This is a genomic window from Kribbella rubisoli, from assembly GCF_004217145.1.
Taxonomy (GTDB): domain Bacteria; phylum Actinomycetota; class Actinomycetes; order Propionibacteriales; family Kribbellaceae; genus Kribbella; species Kribbella rubisoli.
This window is the reverse complement of the sequence record NZ_SHKR01000016.1, coordinates 40,960-58,243: the sequence shown is the minus strand read 5'-3', so window position 1 is coordinate 58,243 and position 17,284 is coordinate 40,960. Positions and strand designations below refer to the sequence as shown.

Genomic DNA, 17,284 nt, shown 5'->3' with positions numbered 1-17,284 from the left:
AGTCCGACACGCCGTTTCAAGCCGCGAACCCGGGGGTAGATCGGGAAGATCACGGGATGGACAGGCTCGGGGACAGAAAGTAGGAGGGCACTCTTGTCAACGCAGTACTCGTCGGTGCGTTACGCCGACGACCGGGAGCACATATCCGTTCCGCCCGAGGAGCTGCCGTTCCGAGCCGGATAGCCAAGCCCCATGGATGCCTACGCATTACAAAGCAGCTGGGACCGCGTGTCGGCGTACGGAGATCAGGTAGCCCTGTACTTCTACTCGCACATCTTCGTGTCCCATCCCGAGGTGCGGGCGATGTTCCCGCTCTCGATGTCGAACCAGCGGGACAAGTTCGTCAGCGCACTCGGCCGGATCGTCAGTCATGCCGACCAGCTCGAGAACGATGCCAACTTCCTCCAGCACCTCGGCCGTGACCATCGCAAGTACGCCGTCGTCGCAGAGCACTACAACGCCGTCGGGGCCTCGCTCTGCGCCACCCTGAAGCACTTCCTCGGGCCCGAGTGGGACGAGGACCTCGCCGCGCACTGGACAGCGGCGTACCAGGTGGTTGCGCGGATCATGGTCGAAGCGGCCGAAACGTCCGAGGAGTCCAGCCCCGACTGGTGGGACGCCGAGGTGATCTCGGTCGAACGGCGGACCATGGACCTCACCCTGCTGAAGGTCCAGCCGCGGCACGTGTTCCGGTTCCGCCCCGGTCAGTCGGTGTCGATGGAGATACCGCAGCGGCCGAAGCAGTGGAGGTACTTCAGCCCGGCCAATGCCCCACGCGCCGACGGCTCGATCGATCTGCACGTGCAGCAGATCGACGGCGGTCAGGTGAGCCCGGCCGTGGTCCGGACACTCAAGGCCGGAGACACCGTGAAGCTCGGCGCCCCGATCGGCGAGCGGTTGACCCGGCGGGAAGGTGACCAGCGGGAACTGCTGATGGTCGCCGGCGGCACCGGTCTCGCTCCGCTCCTGGCCGTCCTCGAGCAGGTCGACAACGAGTGGACGCGCACCGGCAACGGACCGCTGGTCCACCTGCTGCACGGCGTACGGCTGCCCTGGCACCTGTACGACCGGCCGCGGCTCAAAGCGCTGGCCCAGGACCGGTCCTGGTTCGACTACACCGAGGTCGTGTCCGACGACCCCTCCTATCCCGGCACCCGCGGGAAGGTCGGCACGGTCGCGGCCCGGCAGATCCTGTACGGCCGGACGGCGATGGTGTGCGGCGGCCCGCAGATGGTCGCGCACACGCTGGAGCAGCTGGCCGCCGCGGGCATGCAGCCCGAACACATCAAGTACGAGCACTTCTACTACGCAGCCGCGGGTGAGCACACCGCGGCGTCGGCACTATCAGGTCAGGAGACACCACGTGACGCCCAACAGCCACCGCCAAGGCTCGCCGCGTTATCAGACGCCCCGCTCGATCCGGGAGGAGACGTTCCGACGCAGGATGCGGGGTCTCGACGCCGACACGGTCTACGGATACCTCGGTCAGCTGGCTGACCAGGTCCAGCAAACGGAACGGGAGCTCGGCGAGACCCGGACCCGGAACGAACGTCTCCAGATCGAGCTCCAGCGCGGACAGGCGGAGCTGCAGCGCGTCCAGGCCGAGCTGGACCAGTACGAGCAGGCCGGCGAGCGCGTCAACGAACAGGTCGTCCAGATGTTCAGCCAGGCGCAGCTCGTGGTCGAGGAGATGGTCCAGGACGTCAGCCGGGACGCCCGGGAGCGCATCGGGCAGGCACGCGCGCACGAACGCCGGATCGTCGCCGATGCGATGGACACGGCCGGCGAGCAGGTTCGTTCGTACGCCAAGACGGCGCAGGCGCATATGCAGTCGATCGTGGACTCGTTCGCGACCGAGGTCGACCAGCTCGGGAGCAAACCTGTGCCCGGTGAGCCGGTCGTCCAGCGCGATCCCTTCTTCGACAACTCGGGCGACTGGCAGACCCGCCGTCCAGGCACCCCATGAACCCCGAGAGATCGTGGGGGAAGGCTCCGCGGACCGGCCGGCGGGCGTCGCCCGGTCCGGGGCGGATCCGGGCGCGGATCAGCCACTCGATCAGCAAACCCGATCCGGGGCCGAGCCCCGGGAGCAGCGATACCGAGATGGTTCGGGCGGCAGCCAAAGAGTTCCTCGAGCTCTTTCACGCCGAGAACCCGAAGGCCGGCTGGATGGGGCCACGGCTCGCCGCGGTGATGCGCGAGATCGACCTCACCGGGACCTACTGGCACACCCCCGACGAGCTGGCATTCGGCGCCCGGGTCGCCTGGCGCAACAACGCCCGCTGCATCGGCCGGCTGTACTGGCGCAGTCTGCAGGTCCGCGACCTGAGGACGGTCTCCGACGCTCGCGGCGTCGCCGGGCACTGCTTCGACCATCTGCGCGAGGCCCACAACGGCGGGAAGATCCGCCCGATGATCAGCGTGTTCGCTCCCGAGACGCCGTCCCGGCCGGCGCCCAGGATCTGGAACGAGCAGCTCATCCGGTACGCCGGGTACGAGCAGCCGGACGGACGCGTTCTCGGCGACCCTCGCTACCGCGCCTTCACCACCGAACTCATCCGGCGCGGCTGGCGGCAGCCCGACCGGACTGGCGCGTACGACGTACTCCCGCTCGTCGTGGAGACCGTCGAGGAGGGGCCGCGGATGTTCGAGCTGCCCGTCGAAGCCGTCCACGAAGTCCCGCTGGCACATCCAGAACTGCCGTGGTTCGCCGACCTCGGCCTGCGCTGGCACGCCGTACCGGTGATCAGCAACAACCGGCTCGTCATCGGCGGCATCTCGTACCCGGCAGCGCCCTTCAACGGCTGGTACATGGGCACCGAGATCGGCGCCCGCAACTTCGGCGACACCGATCGCTACGCGATGGTCCCCGAGGTCGCCGAACGCATGGGCCTGGACACGACCGACGAGACTTCGTTATGGCGCGACCGCGCGCTGGTCGAGATCAACCGCGCCGTACTGCACTCGTTCAACCTGAACGGCGTCACGATCACCGACCACCACACCGAGTCCCGCAGGTTCCTCATCCACGTGGAACGCGAGGAACGCGCCGGCCGCCAGTGCCCCGCTGACTGGACCTGGATCGTCCCGCCGATGTCCAGCTCCCAGACCCCGGTCTTCCACCGCTACTACTCCCCCGACCTCCAACTCCCCAACTTCTTCACCGACCCCGCCGCCACCCACCGCTCGCTCCACGGCACACCGCCGGCCTTTCACCGGAGTGGCTTCTAGACGTGCCCGGAATTGACCAGGGTGACGTCTTGACGAGCAGTTCTGCGCAGTGGCTAACTAGCTGGAACCGCCCTGCCTGAGGAGACTCGATGCGCCTTCTCCTGTCCGCCCTGCTTGCCTTGACCTCTCCCCTGGCCTTGGCCGCGCCGACCGCGACCGCCGTACCGCCGGCTGCTCCGACGATCAGTCCTGCACCACAGCAGGTCGTTGCGCGCAGCGACGGGTTCCCGATCACTCCGGTGGTCGGGTTGGTCCGTACGTCGCGGTCGGACGCGGACGCCGAACGCGTCGTACGCGCGGCGCTGGCCAGTGCTGGTGTGAAGACCGTGCGTACGACGGACGGCAGTGATCCCGGCACACCGACGACCATCTGGCTCGGTCGTACGTCGTCCGTACTGTCCGCGCTCCAGGTCCAGGACAGCACCGGACTGCCCGCCGAGGGATACGTGCTCGCCGCCGGCCGCGATCGGCACGACCGCGCCCAGATCGTCATCGACGGAGTCGACTCCGACGGCACGTTCTACGCCGCGGAGTCGCTCGCACAGCTGGTGGGGCAGGCACGGCACTGGATGCCTGGCGTCGCCGTCCGGGACTGGCCGACCATGCGGTACCGCGGCTCGATCGAGGGCTTCTACGGCACGCCGTGGTCGCAGGCCGACCGGCTGGACCACCTCGACTATCTCGGCGCGCATCGGATGAACACCTACGAGTACGCACCGAAGGACGACCCGTACCACCGCGAGCAATGGCGCGATCCGTATCCGGCGGACAAGCTCGCACAACTCGGTGAGCTCGTGACCCGCGCGCGGCAGAACAAGGTCGACTTCACCTTCGCGCTCTCCCCCGGTCTGTCGATCTGCTACACCTCCGACGCCGATTTCCAGGCACTGACAGCGAAGTTCGAGTCCCTATACGCGCTCGGTGCGCGGTCGTTCAACGTGCCGCTCGACGACATCGACTACAACACCTGGCACTGCGACGCGGACCGCGCGAAGTACGGGACCGGCGGCGAGGCGGCCGCGCGAGCGCAGAGCGATCTGCTCAACCGGATACAGCGCGAATGGGTCGAGTCCAAGCCCGACGTGGCGCCGCTCCAGATGGTGCCGACGGAGTACTACAACGTCAGCGAAACGCCGTACAAGAAGGTACTGCGGGAGCAGCTCGACTCGGCTGTTGTCGTGCATTGGACCGGCGTCGGAGTCGTCCCGCAGACGATCACCGCGGTGCAGGCGGCTCAGGCGAAGGCCGTGTTCGGGCACGACATCCTGATCTGGGACAACTACCCGGTCAACGACTACGCCGCCGGCCGGCTGCTGCTCGCGCCGTACACCGGCCGCGGGGCGGGGATCGCCGACGACGTCGTCGGCGTGATCTCTAACCCGATGAACCAGGCAGCGGTGAGCAAGGTCGCGCTGTACTCGTTCGCCGAGTTCGGCTGGAACCCTGCGCGGTACGACGCGACGTCCATCTGGCTGCGCGCGATCGCGGAGCGGGCCGGCGGCGATCGACGTACGGCGGATGCCTTGCGGGTGTTCGCCGATCTCAACACGTACGACGGGACGCTGCATCCGGAGAGCGCACCGGTCTTCGGCGCGGCGGTCGACTCGTTCTGGCGGCGGTGGCAGGCCGGACAACGCACCCAGGCAATCGCGGCGCTGTGCCCGCGAGTGAACGCGATCGTCGCGGCGCCGGGGACGATCCGGTCGGGTGTCGTCGATCCGGCGTTCGTTGGGCAGGCGGAGTCGTGGCTCAAGGCAACGGAACTCTGGGGACAGGCGATGAGCCGCGGCCTCGACCTGTTGGCCGCGCTCGAGGCGGGCAACGGTGCGGCGGCCTGGACCGCGCGTCAGCAGATGAGCGCTCTCGTCATTTCGGCGAAGGCCATCCGGGACAGCCGGGCGCCACACGACGGGACCTATCCGCGGATCGGTGAACGCGTTGTCGACGAGCTCATCGCGGAGGTCGGCCGGGTGCACGACCGCTGGCTCGGCGTGACGCCCGGCAAGTCGGCGACGACCAACCTGGGCACGTATCAGGACAACGTGCCGGCTCGGATGGTCGACGGCGATGAGAGCACGTTCTTCTGGAGCAACGGGGCGCCGGGGCCGGGTTCGGAGGTGCGGGTCGATCTCGGATCAGCGGTCCAGATCGGTGACATCGCGGTACTGATGGGCAAGTCGGGGAGCCCGGATGACTACATCCACTCAGGTGCGTTGGAGTACTCCGTCGACGGCACGCGGTGGACCGAGCTCACGCGCGCGACGAGTGCCGAGGTGCGGTTCACCGCGCCGGCGGGAACTGTCGCGCGCTACGTCCGGTACCGGTCGTTGACGGCGAGCGACTTCTGGCTGGTGGTGCGGGAGTTCACGGTGTCGACTGTCGGCGGGAACGTGACGACGTTGACTGCCAGCGGTACGCCGGCGCCTGCCGCGGGGTCGTCGTACCAGCGGGCAGTGGATGGTGATGTTTCGAGCGCCTACGTGCCTGGTAGCGCCCCGGTCGCTGGAGATGCGTTGGTTGCGACTCTGTCGGCGCCACGGTCGCTGGCTCGGCTGACGGTTCTGCAAACGTCTGTGGGCATTGCCGATGTCGAGGTCCAGGTTGGTGGCGCGTGGAAGCGGGTCGGCCGGGTTTCTTCGGCGTACGCCGAGGTTCCTGTCGGTGATGTGATGGCGTCGGCTGTGCGGTTGGCGTGGAAGGGTGGGACTCCGGCTGTTGCGGAGCTCATACCGCTCTGGAGCGACACGCCACCGGTTGCCCTGGGCACCGGTTCCGATCGGATCGATGTGGTCCGGGGTGCGGAGTCGAGTGTTGTGGTCGACGTCTCGGCCGGCTCGCGCGCGGATGTCTCGGGCCGCCTCCACATTGCGGTGCCTTCCGGCTGGGTTGTTGAGGCGCCGGACCGGCTCACGGTGCGGCGCGGCCTGACTTCATCGGTGACGGTCGAGCTGACGCCGCCCGCTGGTGCTTCGCCGGCCGATGTGGATATCCCGGTGACCTTCGGTACGGCTTCCGCCGTACTGCGGGTCGCCGTACGGCCTCGCACCTCGGACACGAACATCGCCCTGCATCGGCCAGTCGTTGCCTCGGGCATCGAACCTGGGACGAGCTTCGGCGCGGATCTGGCGGTCGACGGCGACACCACCACGCGCTGGGCATCGGCGTACGACGACGCGTCCTGGCTCCAGGTCGATCTGGGCGCGTCGACACACCTCGGCAAGGTCGTGCTGCGCTGGGAGGCGGCGTACGGGTCGGCGTACAAGATCGAGGTTTCCGACGACGCCACCACCTGGACCACGGCGACCGAGGTCACCGACGGGGACGGCGGTACCGACACCCTCTGGCTGGACACGACCGCTCGCTATGTCCGTCTGCAAGGTGTCCACCGAGCGACGCAGTACGGCTATTCGCTCTATGAAGCGGAGGTCTATCCCGCCGTCTGAGACGCAGCGACCGCCAACTGGTCGACGAAGTCGTTCATCTCGTCGCCGGAGTGGCCTTTCACCCAACGGAAGGCCACGTCGCCGCGCTCCGTCACCAGCTCCACCAGCGGTTCCCACAGGTCTCGGTTGGCGACCGGCTTCTTGGCGGACGTCAGCCACCCACGCTCGAGCCACCCTTGGTGCCAGCGGTCGCGGAAACAGTTCACGACGTACGTCGAATCAGACACCACCAGCAGCGGCCCTGGGTTGTCCCGCACAGCCTCCAACGCCGCCCGGATCTCCATCCGCTGATTCGTCGACACCGCCTCGGACCCAGCGGCGTACTCCGTCTTCGACAACGCCCAGGCCCACCCACCCGGCCCCGGATTCCCCGAACAAGCCCCATCCGTAAACACAGACCGAGCCCCCACAGGCACCGCCATATCAGCCGGCCGAGCCCGCCGCACACGAGTAACAGACATCCGAGCACCCTACCGCTGCGTCCGCACCCTGGCGGCACGACCAGGCACGCTAGGACACATGCTTGACGAGCCAGCGGGCGAGTGGGCGGAGTTGGTGGAAGGTGGTGAGGACTTGGTTCGCTGCGGCCGGGGTGTGGAGCCAGTCTTCGCAGCCTAGGGGGCGGCTGGCGATGAGCGATCGGTGGCGCAGCAGGTCGGCTCGGGGGTGGTCGGTGGGATGGCCGCGGAGCGGGCGCTTCAGTTGGTCGCCGGTGATCGCGAAGCCGTGTCGCTCGAGGTTCCGGAGGATGGCGACCAGTTGCGGTCCCGAGCCGGGATCCGCTGTCGCGGCGCGGTAGCGCTCTATTTGGGTCGACGGGGCGTACCACCACGCCAGGCCGACCTCCAGACCGTCGAGATCGAACCGGACCCCAAGCTCGAGGTTCCGAGCCAGTCGGACGATGGCGCGCTGCCGCTGCCACGCATCCAGCAGTACGTCGCCGTACCCCCAGACCGCAAAATCCTCGTACTCCGGATCCGCGTCCGCCACCGCGTTCAGCAACCCGATCATCGGCCGCCGAACCAGCTCTTCCCGCTCCCGCCTGCACGCCCGCCGGACCTCAGCCGAAGGCTCCCCCTCGAGCTGCAACAACACGTCGAACGCCGACCTCGGCCACCCGTCGAAACCCGCAGTCACGAGCTACAGGCCGAGCATGCGTTTGAGGGCTCGGCGTGAGGCCGGCAGGGGGTGGCCGGCGTCGAACTCCAGGGCCGAGATCTCCCGCGTCATCGCTGCGAGGAGCTGAGCCGCAGCTTCGATGTCCTCCCAGCCCATGGCTTCGAGATCGGCGAGACCGCCTTCGACGAGGCGCTCACGCCGTACAGTCATCGCGTCTTGCTCGGGGCTGGAGCGCACCTCGAGGGACAGGGCCTTGGCTCCGCGATTCTGGAGTGAGATGTCGAGGTAGACCTCGAAGGCTCGGAAGAGTCGCTCGGCGCCCCTGGGCAAATCGCCCAGCGCCTCGGCCATCGCGACTTCGACGTTGGTGTGGAAGCGGGCGTGCATGGCGTCGATGAAGGCCGACCGGTCCTTGAAATGCACGTAGAACGTGCCCTTTGCGACTCCCGCGCTCGCCACCACCATGTTCACGCTGATGCCGCTCAGGCCGTGCCGCTCCGCGAGCGAGGCGCCGGCATCCAGCAGCGCCTCGCGGGTCTGCGGAGCTCCCGGCACGCGCACGTCTTCGGTCACCGGGGAAGCTTATGCGAAAACACACTGACCGACCGGTCGGTCAGTGTGTTACGGTCCTCGTCATGGACACCATCGTCACCTCAGCCGGCGAGATCGCGTACGACGTGCAGGGGGCTGGACCGACCGTCGTCCTCCTTCCCAGCGGCGGCCATCGCCGTCGCGACTACGACGAGGTGCGCGGTCTGCTGCCGGAACGCTTCCGAAGCATCAGCATCGACTGGCCGGGTCACGGCGAGTCCGCAGCCTCAGCATCGAACGAACTGAACCTCACCGACCTGGTCGAGGAGATCCTGAACCGGATGGCTCCCGACGGCGCCGTTCTGGTCGGGAACTCGATCGGCGGAAACGTCGCCACACGCCTTGCCGTCAGACGCCCGAACCTCGTGCGCGGGTTGATGATCATCGACGGTGGTGGCTTCGAGGCAGCGCAGCTTTCGAGTCGGGTGTTCTGCACGATGATGAGCCGGCCCTGGTTCGTGCGGCTCATCTATCCGGGCTTCTCCTGGTGGTACATGCGCTCACGCACCAGCGCCGACCGACGTGCGCGCGCCGACGCTATTGCCACCACACGCACCGCCGCAGGGCGGAAAGCAGTCGCGCAGATGTGGCACAGCTTCACCTTGCCGGGGCACGATCTGCGCGACCAGGCACGGCAGATCGCCGCACCGACCGTCCTGATCTGGGGCGAGCAGGACCCGGTTCTGCCACTAGCGGCTGCGCGTACCGCTCACGAGCTGATCCCGGAGTCGAAGCTGGTCGTGATCGACAGCGGGCATTCCCCACACACCAGCAACCCCGAGGCGGTCGCGGAGCAGCTCAATCTCCTGCTCGCCACCGCTTTCGATGCCGAGTCGGAAATCAACTGATTCTCTGGGCGAGGCGTTGGACTTGGCCTGCGTGTACGTCGCTGACCCACTCCCAGCCGGTCTTCGCCGAGGGACCGATTCGCGGGTCGTTGACTTCGCGGCCGTCGCGTAAGGCCTCTACGTAGGCGCGGTCCTGGTCGATCCGGATGCGTAGTTCGTCTGCTCCGCCGACGGAGCCGTGGCCCGGTACGACGACTGCGACGTTGTCCGCGACGTCGTCGAAGAGTTGCAGAGCGGCGAGGTACTCCTCGATCGGGTCGGCCGCGCCGTTGACGTCGAGCATCGGGATCAGGACGTCCGAAAGCATGTCTCCGGCAACTAAAACGCCGTGCTCCTCGATCAGCAGCGCCGCGTGGCCGGGAGCATGTGCCCGATGCTCGATGATGCGGACTTGTGGGCCGTCCCAAGGGAGGTGAGTGGTCCCGGCAGGTAGACCGGTGATGAGACCGAACAGGTCGAGCGGCAGCCCGTCGGCGAGCTCCGGCGGCACCCACTCGAGGACGCCGGTCTTCCAGTCCGCGCTCGACAGGAGCTCTGACAGATCAGCCGCACAGCGCTCCGTACCGTAGCGCGGTGCGTCGCCGAGGTCGGCGTACCAGAGCACGTGGTCCCAGTCGGGATGCGTCGCGAAGCCTGCCACGACGGGTTCGCCATCGAGATCCTTCGCGAGACAGGCCATTTCGTCGCCGGTGATTCCGGGATCGACGAGCAGTACGCCGGCAACGCCTTGTACGACGATGGTGTTGTTCTGGAGCAGCTCGCTCTGGTGGACGCGTACGCCGTCCGCAACGTGCCTCAGCATCAGCCGGCCTCTTTCAGGATCGCGTAGCGGTTCATCGTGACGCCCGATCCGAACGATTGCTGGTCGAGCAGTTCGAGGTCGATCGGCAGGTCGTAGTCGTCGAACAGCGGCCGGCCGAAGCCGAGGATCGAGGGATGGGTCGTGAGCAGGAGCTCGTCGAGCAGCCCGGCGCGGAGCAGTTGCGTGGCGAGCGCCGCGCCGCCGACCGCGATCGTGCCTTCGGTCTCGGCGCGCAGTACGGCGAGCTGCTCGATCGCGTCGTCTCCCCCGATGATCCGGGTGTTGTGATCGGCGGTGTGGCGGGTTCGAGAGACGAGCACCTTGGGCATGGCGGTCCAGATCTCGCCGTACTCGCGCATGAAGTCGGGCAGCGAGGCGTCCTCGCGGGACCGCGGCCAGTACTCCTCCATCACCTCATAAACGACACGTCCGTGGACGATCATCGCGAGCTGCCGCGTCCGCGCATTGGCCTCGCGGTGCAGTTCTTCGTCGATGCGCAGCCACTCGCCCGCACCGTTGTCCCCGGGCACCTGCTCGATCCGCAGGTCGAGGGACACATTCATCGCATACACGAAGCGGCCCATCTTCCCCCTCTTCCGACTAGTGCTTGCAATCTGCAATCACTATTATGGCGACGCCCGGACCTGTCAAGGAGGAGACGTGGAACCACGGTCAGGCTGTCCGATCAATGCCGCCGTCGAGGTGCTAGGCGATCGCTGGTCGTTGCTCGTACTGCGCGACGTCATCTTCAGCGACCGCCGTTACTTCCGGGCACTGCTCACCGGATCGGCCGAAGGCATCGCCTCGAACATCCTCGCCGACCGCCTGGTCCGCCTGGTCGAAGCCGGTCTCCTCAGCCGAGGCACGGCAGCCCGCGGCCAACGCGCGCAGTACAGCCTCACCGAGGCCGGCATCCAGACCCTCCCCGTCCTCGATGCCCTAGGCAACTGGTCCCTCACCTGGCGGCCGGCTGACAACGAACTCCACGCCCGCCACCAATTCATGCACGAGCAAGGCTCACCCTTCATCGAAGCCCTGATGAACGACCTCCGCACGCGCCACTTGGGCGCGCCACCCAAGCCCGACGACGGCGTCAGCCCATTCGACCGCCTCAACGCCCAGCAAACGCAGGCCGACTAGCGATAGCGGCGTGACTGGTTCTCCGCTGTCGATTCGCCGGGCTGCCATTGGGCGATCCATGGGCCGGTTCCCTCGGAGGGGTCGACGATGCCGGCTTCGAGCCAGCTGTGTTTGCCGTCGAGGACCTGCTGGGACAGTCTTCGGTCCGCGTCGTCGGTGTTGCTCCACAGTTGCTCGAAGAGGTGATCGACCCGCAGCCGCGCCTGTTCGCAGAACACCGCCGCCAGCTCGTACGCCGACTCGCCCTGGGCGGCGTCCCGTGCGCGCAGCGTCTCGGCCCGCGAGCAGGACGCGGCCATCGCGAACAGCTCGGCGCCGATGTCGACGATCCGCGCCAGGAAGCCCTGCCGGTACTCGAGCTTCGCCTGCCAGCGGCCCATCCCGTAGAACGTCTGCCGCGCGAGCTTGCGGGACGAGCGTTCGACGTACCGCAGGTGCTTCGCGAGCGGCCCGAACTCGCCGTACGACCTGGGATCCGATCCCTTGCCGACCGCCAGCTTGGGCAGCCATCTGGCATAGAACCCGCTCGCGTTGACCGCGGCCTTCGCCTTGGCCTGGAGGTCGGCGTCCGGTGCGGCGAGGTCGCCCGCCGCGGACAGGTGGGCGTCGACGGCCTCCCGGGCGATCAGCAGATGCATGATCTCGGTCGAGCCCTCGAAGATGCGGTTGATCCGCAGATCGCGCAGGATCTGCTCCGCGGGTACGGCGCGCTCGCCGCGGGCCGCCAGCGAGTCAGCAGTCTCGTACCCGCGTCCGCCGCGGATCTGCACCAGCTCGTCGGCGATCCGCCAGGCCATCTCGCTGGCCCACAGCTTGGCCAGCGCCGCCTCGATCCGGATGTCCTTGGTACCCGCGTCGGCCAGGTTCGCCGACAGGTCGAGGACCGCCTCGAGCGCGAACGTGGTCGCGGCGATGAACGAGATCTTCTCGGCCACGGCTGCGTGGGAGCCGATCGGCCGGCCCCATTGGACGCGCTCCGCGGACCACTCCCGCGCGATCTTCAGGCACCACTTGGCCGCCGCCGTGGTGGTCGCCGGGATCGACAATCGGCCGGTGTTCAGCGTGGTGAGCGCGATCCGCAGGCCGTCGCCCTCCCGTCCCAGCCGGTTCTCGGCCGGCACCCGGACCTGGTGGAAACGGGTCACGCCGTTCTCGATCCCGCGCAACCCCATGAAGGCATTGCGGTTCTCCACGGTGATCCCCGGCGAGTCGGCCTCCACGACGAACGCGCTGATGCCACCCCGGCCGCCTTCATGCTCCGGCACGCGTGCCATCACCACGACCAGCTCGGCGATGACACCGTTCGTCGTCCAGAGCTTCACGCCGTCCAAGAGGTACGCCGTACCGTCGTCGGTCGGGATCGCCGTCGACGCCAGCCGGGCGGGATCCGAGCCCACATCGGGCTCGGTGAGCAGGAACGCCGTCACCGCACCGGCAGCGCAGCGCGGCAGGAACCGCTGCTTCTGCTCGTCGGTCCCGAACATCTTCACCGGCTCCGGCACACCGATCGACTGATGCGCGGACACCAGGGCACTCAGACTCGGATGCACCGACGCGACGAGCATCAGCGCCTTGCCGTAGTACGACATCGACAGGCCGAGACCGCCGTACTCGACCGGGATCTTGATGCCGAACGTGCCCAGCTCGGCGAGCCCGCGCAGGTACTCGTCCGGGATCTTCGCCTCGCGCTCGATCAGCAGCCCGTCGAGCGTCTCGCAGTACGCCGCCAGCCGCGCGATGAACTCCTCGCCGCGCACCGCATGGTCGGCCGCGACCGCATGCGGTTGTGGATGGATCAGCGACAGGTCGAAGTCACCCAGATACAGCCCTTTGGCGAAACTCGGCCGGGTCCACTCCCTCTCCCGCGCCGCCTCCGCAACCTCCCGCGCCTCACGCTCCCCCACCTGCCGCGTCGTAGCCGTCACGGGTATCCCTCCTCGCCTGGAGACTCCTACTACCCGCTAGTACCCGAAACGGCAGCGCACAGTCGACCAACACATCGGCGACCCCTTCTGGGCCTGACCAAGGCCCAGGTAGCCGACTAACCATCTGCGACGCAAGCCCGGCATAACCTTCCGGCCCCGCGCGGTATCGGAGTACACAGAAGGACTACTCCGTACTGCGAACCGAGGGGCTGGCCATGTCCGGTCGACTGAGTACAGCGGGGCGCGCGGCGGTTGCCGTGTTGCTTGTAGCAGGTGTCACCCCCGGGGCCGCGACGGCCGCGCGAACGGGTTCCACGACGGCCGCGAAGGCGTCGGCGGCTTGCGTCGTCAGCGTCGGGTCCGTGACCGCCACCGGCGCGGTCGCCGGCAAGCGGATCACACCTGGCGCGGTCACCGCCGACAAGGAGGACGTCGGGGTCTTCCCGGCCGGCGCCGTCCGGGTCAGTGGTTCGCTGTCAGTGGATCCGGACGTCACCGGGTACGACGCGTCCATCACCGGATACACGGTGCTCGGCTCGACCATGTACGGCACCTCGTACCTGATCACGCTGGACGGCGTGGTCGACCCGACCAGGCCGACGCACTACCGGGTCGGCGGCGGCTGGGGCGACACGACCTTCTTCGAGACGACGAGGTACTGGGACTATCCCGACCCGCCGAACCTCACCACGCAGTACCAGCTGCGCACCGACGGCACGCTGACTCGCTGGGAGATGTACTACAACAACGGCAACAATCCGCGGCTGTGGGCCAACAAGCAGTCGGCCACCGGGTTCGGCGCGGTGAAGACGATGGCGATGATCAGCCAGACCGCGACGTACGACACCTTCTTGGCCAATACCCGCGGCGGCGCGCTCTACACGATCCGGCTCCCCCGGACGTCGCCGCTCAAGCCGGTCGTGAAGAAGGTGCGCGGGTCGACCTGGCAGGCGTTCGATGCGCTGGTCGCCGAGAAGTGCGGTCAGTACGGGACGATGCTGGTCGGCATCGACAAGGACACCCAGTCGGCCTACGCGTACGCCGTCGGCCACGCGAACGGGACCGCGACCGTCATCCAAGGCCTGGGCAAGGTCCCGGCGAGTTTCGCCGACCCGGTCTACTTCCGGTGGCAGATCAGGCCCGGCGACGCCCAGATGCTGTTCGGCGAGTGACCTGGCCATGGTGACTTGACGTAGCCAGGTTTTCCAGCGTCCCATGAGCTAAGAGCACCGGAGGGTGGAGGCCGACGCTGTCGCGACTAGTGAGCCCAGAAAGCCATGGCTGAGCGCACGGAAGGCTCGTGGGCCTCGACGGCACATAGGCCGCGCCTGACGGCGGATCTGGGCCGTACCGCCGCGGCCGCTGTGCTGGTCGGCGCGGCCTACTATCTGGGCGCACGTCTGGGTCTGAGTCTGTCGCTGGTCGAGCGGAACGTCACGCCGCTGTGGCCGCCCAGCGGCATCGCACTGGCCGCCTTCCTGATTCTGGGAAGGCGGATGTGGCCGGGCGTCGCGCTCGCGGCTCTGGCCGTGAATCTGCCGATCAGCACCGGTCCGGTTCCCGCGCTGCTGACCGCACTGGGCAACACGCTTGCACCGCTGGTGGCCTCGATCGTGCTCGAGCGCATCGGCTTCCGCCGTCAGCTGGATCGTCTGCGTGACGCGCTGGCAATCGTCTTCCTGGGTGCGCTGGCGAGCATGACGATCAGCGCGACCATCGGTGCCACCACGCTCATGGCGTCGAAAGGCACCCGTGGACTGGCCGGTGCCTGGGCGGTCTGGTGGACCGGCGACGCAATGGGCGTTCTCGCCGTCGCACCGTTCCTCCTGTGCATCCCCCTGTTCTGGGAGCTCGAACCGTGGCCGGTCGCGCGCTGGCTCGAAGCCGGGATCATTCTTGTGCTGACGATCGTCCTGGTGTCGTGGACGACCCGCACCGACGTCCAGCTGTTGTTCCTGGTCCTGCCGTTGCTGGGCTGGGCCTCGTGGCGCCTGCAACTGCGCGGAGCTGCGCCCGCCGCGCTGACGGCATCGCTGATCGCGACCTGGTCGGCGACGCGCGACCTCGGCCCGTTCGAGGGTAAGTCGCTGCTCGAGAAGATGCTGACCCTCCAGGCCTTCAACGCCACCGTCGCGCTGACGTCGTTCTTCCTCGCCGCGCTCGTGACCGAACGGATCGGGTTTGCACGCGCGCTGATGGCGGCGGCAGCCGACCTGGAGGTGCGCGTCAAGGACCGCACCGCCGAACTGGAAGCAACCACCGACCGGCTGCGTCGCGAGACCGACCAGCGGCAGGAGACCCAGCAGCAGCTGACCCGGGAGGAGGCCAGGACGCGGCGGGAGCACCAGATCGCGGAGACACTCCAGCGCAGCCTGCTCCCGAACCGGATGCCCGAGATCCCCGGCCTGGTCGTGGCCGCCCGATACGTCCCAGCGACAGCCGACCTACACGTCGGCGGCGACTGGTACGACGTGATCCAGCTGCGCGCCGGCCTGATAGGTCTCGTCATCGGTGATGTTGCCGGCCACGGCCTGCAGGCCGCGGCAGCCATGACACAGCTGCGGATGGCGGTGCGGGCCTACGCCATCCACGATCCGTCACCAGTAACGGTGATGAGCCGACTGCACGAGCTAGCCCGCGAGCTGCCGATGGCCGAGATGGTCACCCTGCTGTACGTCCTGTACGACCCGGACACCGGCACCGTGCGGATCGCGAACGCCGGACATCCGCCGGCTCTCCTGATCGACGACGGGAGCACGCAGTACCTCGACGGCGGGCTGGCTCCACCTCTCGGCGTACTCGCGCACTGGGACTATGCCGAAGCAACGCACCGGCTGCCGCCCGGCGCGACTCTGCTGCTCTACACCGACGGGCTGGTCGAGAAGCGCACACTGTCGATCCAGGACGGACTCGATCGGCTGCTCGCCGAAGCCCAAGGCTCCGAATGGGCCGACCTCGACGCTCTCTGCGACCATCTGCTCTCCACCCTGGCGGAGACCGGCAAGGTGGCCGACGACATCGCGCTGATCGCGCTGCGGCCTCTCGCGCTGGCTGGAACGCCGCTGTCCCTCGACGTACCGGCCGAGGCGCGCATGCTCTTCCAGGTCCGGCATGCGTTGCGTCGCTGGCTCCGCGAGTCGGGTGTCAACGCGCGGGACGCCGGCGAGATCGCGATCGCCTGCGGGGAGGCGTGCAGCAACGTCGTACGCCACGCGTACGGCGCCTCGCCCGGCGACATGCACGTCGAGGCGCGCCTGGTGGACGGCTCGGTCGAGCTGACCGTGCGCGACGAGGGTCAGTGGCGGCGTCCGGCGGACCGCGGCGGCGGCCTGGGCCTGACACTGATCCACGGGCTGTCCGACTCGGTGGACATCGACAGCGATCCGGAAGGTACGACGATCTACATGCGACGCCACGTAGCGGTCGGGGACGAGAAATGACGGCGTACGCCGAGGTCGACGCCTGGACGAGCAAAGGCGTCCAGGTCGTCCGGATCTCCGGAGAAGTCGACCTCACGAACGCGGCCGAGGTAAGGGAGGTCATCAGCCGCATCGCCTCGGTCGACGAGTCCGTCATCGCCGTCGACCTGACCGAGACCGCCTATCTCGACAGCTCCGGCATCGCGATGCTCTTCCGTCTCGCCGAACGCCTGACCCAAAGCCGTCAGGAGCTCCGCATCGTCGTCCCGCCGGACTCCCCAATCCGAGCCGCCCTCGAACTTACAGACCTACCGCGGACCATCCCGGTCCAACACAGCCTCGAATGACCAGCGATCGGTCAGTTGGCCGGCTGGAACAGTTCGATCACGTTGCCGGCCGGGTCCTCCAGCAGGATCTGAGAGCCTCCGACACCGACGACGATCTCGTTGCGGAAGGTCGCGCCCTCGGCCCGGAGCCGCGCGACCTCGGCGGCGAGGTCGTCGACGACAATCTGGAACCTGTTCCAGCCACCGGGCTCCGGCGATCGGCCGTCGGGCATGGGCTGGGATGCTCCGCCGATGCCGCCGACGTTGTTCAGCATCAACCGCAGTCCGCCACGCGTCACCGCGGCAAACCCTGGCGAATAGTCCATCTCCACGGTGAAACCGAGCCGGTCGGTATAGAAGGTCACCGCCGCTGCCACGTCGTACACGATGTAGCGAACACCCACGCTGTCCATCCGGAACTCCTTGCCGTATGAGCGATG

General features: G+C 67.9%; 16 protein-coding genes. 9 read left to right on the top strand and 7 right to left on the bottom strand.

Annotation, left to right across the window (positions count from 1 at the left end; genetic code table 11):
- Nucleotides 1–192: 192 nt before the first annotated feature.
- From EV645_RS32870 to EV645_RS32855, 4 genes are all read left to right on the top strand, one after another.
- Entirely contained in the window at nt 193–1,497 is a 1,305-nt protein-coding gene (locus EV645_RS32870; protein ID WP_130447973.1) for a globin domain-containing protein, read from the top strand.
- Nucleotides 1,445–1,966: a DivIVA domain-containing protein gene (locus EV645_RS32865; protein ID WP_130447972.1), complete on the top strand. Its 522-nt coding sequence runs from the start codon at nt 1,445–1,447 to the stop codon at nt 1,964–1,966. The genes EV645_RS32870 and EV645_RS32865 overlap by 53 nt, the downstream gene beginning before the upstream one ends.
- Nucleotides 1,963–3,231 carry a nitric oxide synthase oxygenase gene (locus EV645_RS32860; protein ID WP_242000807.1) on the top strand — a complete coding sequence of 423 codons (1,269 nt, stop codon included), beginning with the start codon at nt 1,963–1,965 and terminating at the stop codon, nt 3,229–3,231. The genes EV645_RS32865 and EV645_RS32860 overlap by 4 nt, the downstream gene beginning before the upstream one ends.
- Nucleotides 3,232–3,320: 89 nt before the next feature.
- Nucleotides 3,321–6,674, top strand: a complete 3,354-nt coding sequence (locus tag EV645_RS32855) for a beta-N-acetylglucosaminidase domain-containing protein (RefSeq protein ID WP_130447971.1) — start codon at nt 3,321–3,323, stop codon at nt 6,672–6,674.
- On the opposite strand, the gene EV645_RS32850 is transcribed toward EV645_RS32855, so the two are convergent.
- The 3 genes from EV645_RS32850 to EV645_RS32840 form a co-directional block, all read right to left on the bottom strand.
- Complete coding sequence (locus EV645_RS32850) at nt 6,659–7,096, bottom strand: ribonuclease H family protein (protein WP_130448442.1); 438 nt, start codon at nt 7,094–7,096, stop codon at nt 6,659–6,661. The genes EV645_RS32855 and EV645_RS32850 overlap by 16 nt on opposite strands.
- Before the next feature lie 88 nt (nt 7,097–7,184).
- Complete coding sequence (locus tag EV645_RS32845; protein ID WP_242000805.1) at nt 7,185–7,811, bottom strand: DUF2461 family protein; 627 nt, start codon at nt 7,809–7,811, stop codon at nt 7,185–7,187.
- 3 nt (nt 7,812–7,814) lie between these two features.
- Nucleotides 7,815–8,366 (bottom strand): TetR/AcrR family transcriptional regulator, encoded by a 552-nt coding sequence (locus tag EV645_RS32840; protein ID WP_198682029.1) that lies wholly within the window; start codon nt 8,364–8,366, stop codon nt 7,815–7,817.
- Between the two features lie 62 nt (nt 8,367–8,428).
- Between EV645_RS32840 and EV645_RS32835 the strand changes: the two genes are divergently transcribed.
- Entirely contained in the window at nt 8,429–9,232 is an 804-nt protein-coding gene (locus tag EV645_RS32835) for an alpha/beta fold hydrolase (RefSeq protein WP_157997217.1), read from the top strand.
- Here EV645_RS32835 and EV645_RS32830 read toward each other — a convergent pair.
- Entirely contained in the window at nt 9,225–10,034 is an 810-nt protein-coding gene (locus EV645_RS32830; RefSeq protein ID WP_130447969.1) for an MBL fold metallo-hydrolase, read from the bottom strand. The genes EV645_RS32835 and EV645_RS32830 overlap by 8 nt on opposite strands.
- On the bottom strand, nt 10,034–10,618 hold the full coding sequence (locus tag EV645_RS32825) for a dihydrofolate reductase family protein (protein ID WP_130447968.1): 585 nt from the start codon (nt 10,616–10,618) through the stop codon (nt 10,034–10,036). The genes EV645_RS32830 and EV645_RS32825 overlap by 1 nt, the downstream gene beginning before the upstream one ends.
- Nucleotides 10,619–10,694: 76 nt before the next feature.
- Between EV645_RS32825 and EV645_RS32820 the strand changes: the two genes are divergently transcribed.
- Nucleotides 10,695–11,174 (top strand): winged helix-turn-helix transcriptional regulator, encoded by a 480-nt coding sequence (locus EV645_RS32820; protein WP_242000804.1) that lies wholly within the window; start codon nt 10,695–10,697, stop codon nt 11,172–11,174.
- Here EV645_RS32820 and EV645_RS32815 read toward each other — a convergent pair.
- Nucleotides 11,171–13,099 carry an acyl-CoA dehydrogenase family protein gene (locus EV645_RS32815; protein ID WP_130447966.1) on the bottom strand — a complete coding sequence of 643 codons (1,929 nt, stop codon included), beginning with the start codon at nt 13,097–13,099 and terminating at the stop codon, nt 11,171–11,173. The two genes, EV645_RS32820 and EV645_RS32815, sit on opposite strands and share 4 nt — an antisense overlap.
- Before the next feature lie 362 nt (nt 13,100–13,461).
- Here EV645_RS32815 and EV645_RS32810 point away from each other — a divergent pair, with 362 nt between their 5' ends.
- The 3 genes from EV645_RS32810 to EV645_RS32800 all read left to right on the top strand — a co-directional run bounded on the left by EV645_RS32810 (nt 13,462) and on the right by EV645_RS32800 (nt 16,865).
- Complete coding sequence (locus EV645_RS32810; protein WP_198682027.1) at nt 13,462–14,271, top strand: hypothetical protein; 810 nt, start codon at nt 13,462–13,464, stop codon at nt 14,269–14,271.
- A gap of 105 nt (nt 14,272–14,376) precedes the next feature.
- Nucleotides 14,377–16,539, top strand: coding sequence for an ATP-binding SpoIIE family protein phosphatase (locus tag EV645_RS32805; protein WP_130447965.1), 2,163 nt, complete (start codon nt 14,377–14,379; stop codon nt 16,537–16,539).
- A complete protein-coding gene (locus EV645_RS32800; RefSeq protein WP_130447964.1) occupies nt 16,536–16,865 on the top strand; it encodes an STAS domain-containing protein in 330 nt (109 codons plus the stop codon). The genes EV645_RS32805 and EV645_RS32800 overlap by 4 nt, the downstream gene beginning before the upstream one ends.
- A gap of 11 nt (nt 16,866–16,876) precedes the next feature.
- On the opposite strand, the gene EV645_RS32795 is transcribed toward EV645_RS32800, so the two are convergent.
- The gene (locus tag EV645_RS32795; protein WP_130447963.1) at nt 16,877–17,257 is read right to left on the bottom strand and encodes a VOC family protein; all 381 of its coding nucleotides are present in this window, start codon (nt 17,255–17,257) and stop codon (nt 16,877–16,879) included.
- Between the last annotated feature and the right edge of the window lie 27 nt (nt 17,258–17,284).

Bases quoted from the DNA above. Each gene is read 5' to 3' on its own strand.
- EV645_RS32870 (WP_130447973.1), top strand. From the start codon at position 193: ATGGATGCCTACGCATTACAAAGCAGCTGGGACCGCGTGTCGGCGTAC.
- EV645_RS32865 (WP_130447972.1), top strand. From the start codon at position 1,445: ATGCGGGGTCTCGACGCCGACACGGTCTACGGATACCTCGGTCAGCTG.
- EV645_RS32860 (WP_242000807.1), top strand. From the start codon at position 1,963: ATGAACCCCGAGAGATCGTGGGGGAAGGCTCCGCGGACCGGCCGGCGG.
- EV645_RS32855 (WP_130447971.1), top strand. From the start codon at position 3,321: ATGCGCCTTCTCCTGTCCGCCCTGCTTGCCTTGACCTCTCCCCTGGCC.
- EV645_RS32850 (WP_130448442.1), bottom strand. From the start codon at position 7,096: ATGGCGGTGCCTGTGGGGGCTCGGTCTGTGTTTACGGATGGGGCTTGT.
- EV645_RS32835 (WP_157997217.1), top strand. From the start codon at position 8,429: ATGGACACCATCGTCACCTCAGCCGGCGAGATCGCGTACGACGTGCAG.
- EV645_RS32830 (WP_130447969.1), bottom strand. From the start codon at position 10,034: ATGCTGAGGCACGTTGCGGACGGCGTACGCGTCCACCAGAGCGAGCTG.
- EV645_RS32825 (WP_130447968.1), bottom strand. From the start codon at position 10,618: ATGGGCCGCTTCGTGTATGCGATGAATGTGTCCCTCGACCTGCGGATC.
- EV645_RS32805 (WP_130447965.1), top strand. From the start codon at position 14,377: ATGGCTGAGCGCACGGAAGGCTCGTGGGCCTCGACGGCACATAGGCCG.
- EV645_RS32800 (WP_130447964.1), top strand. From the start codon at position 16,536: ATGACGGCGTACGCCGAGGTCGACGCCTGGACGAGCAAAGGCGTCCAG.
- EV645_RS32795 (WP_130447963.1), bottom strand. From the start codon at position 17,257: ATGGACAGCGTGGGTGTTCGCTACATCGTGTACGACGTGGCAGCGGCG.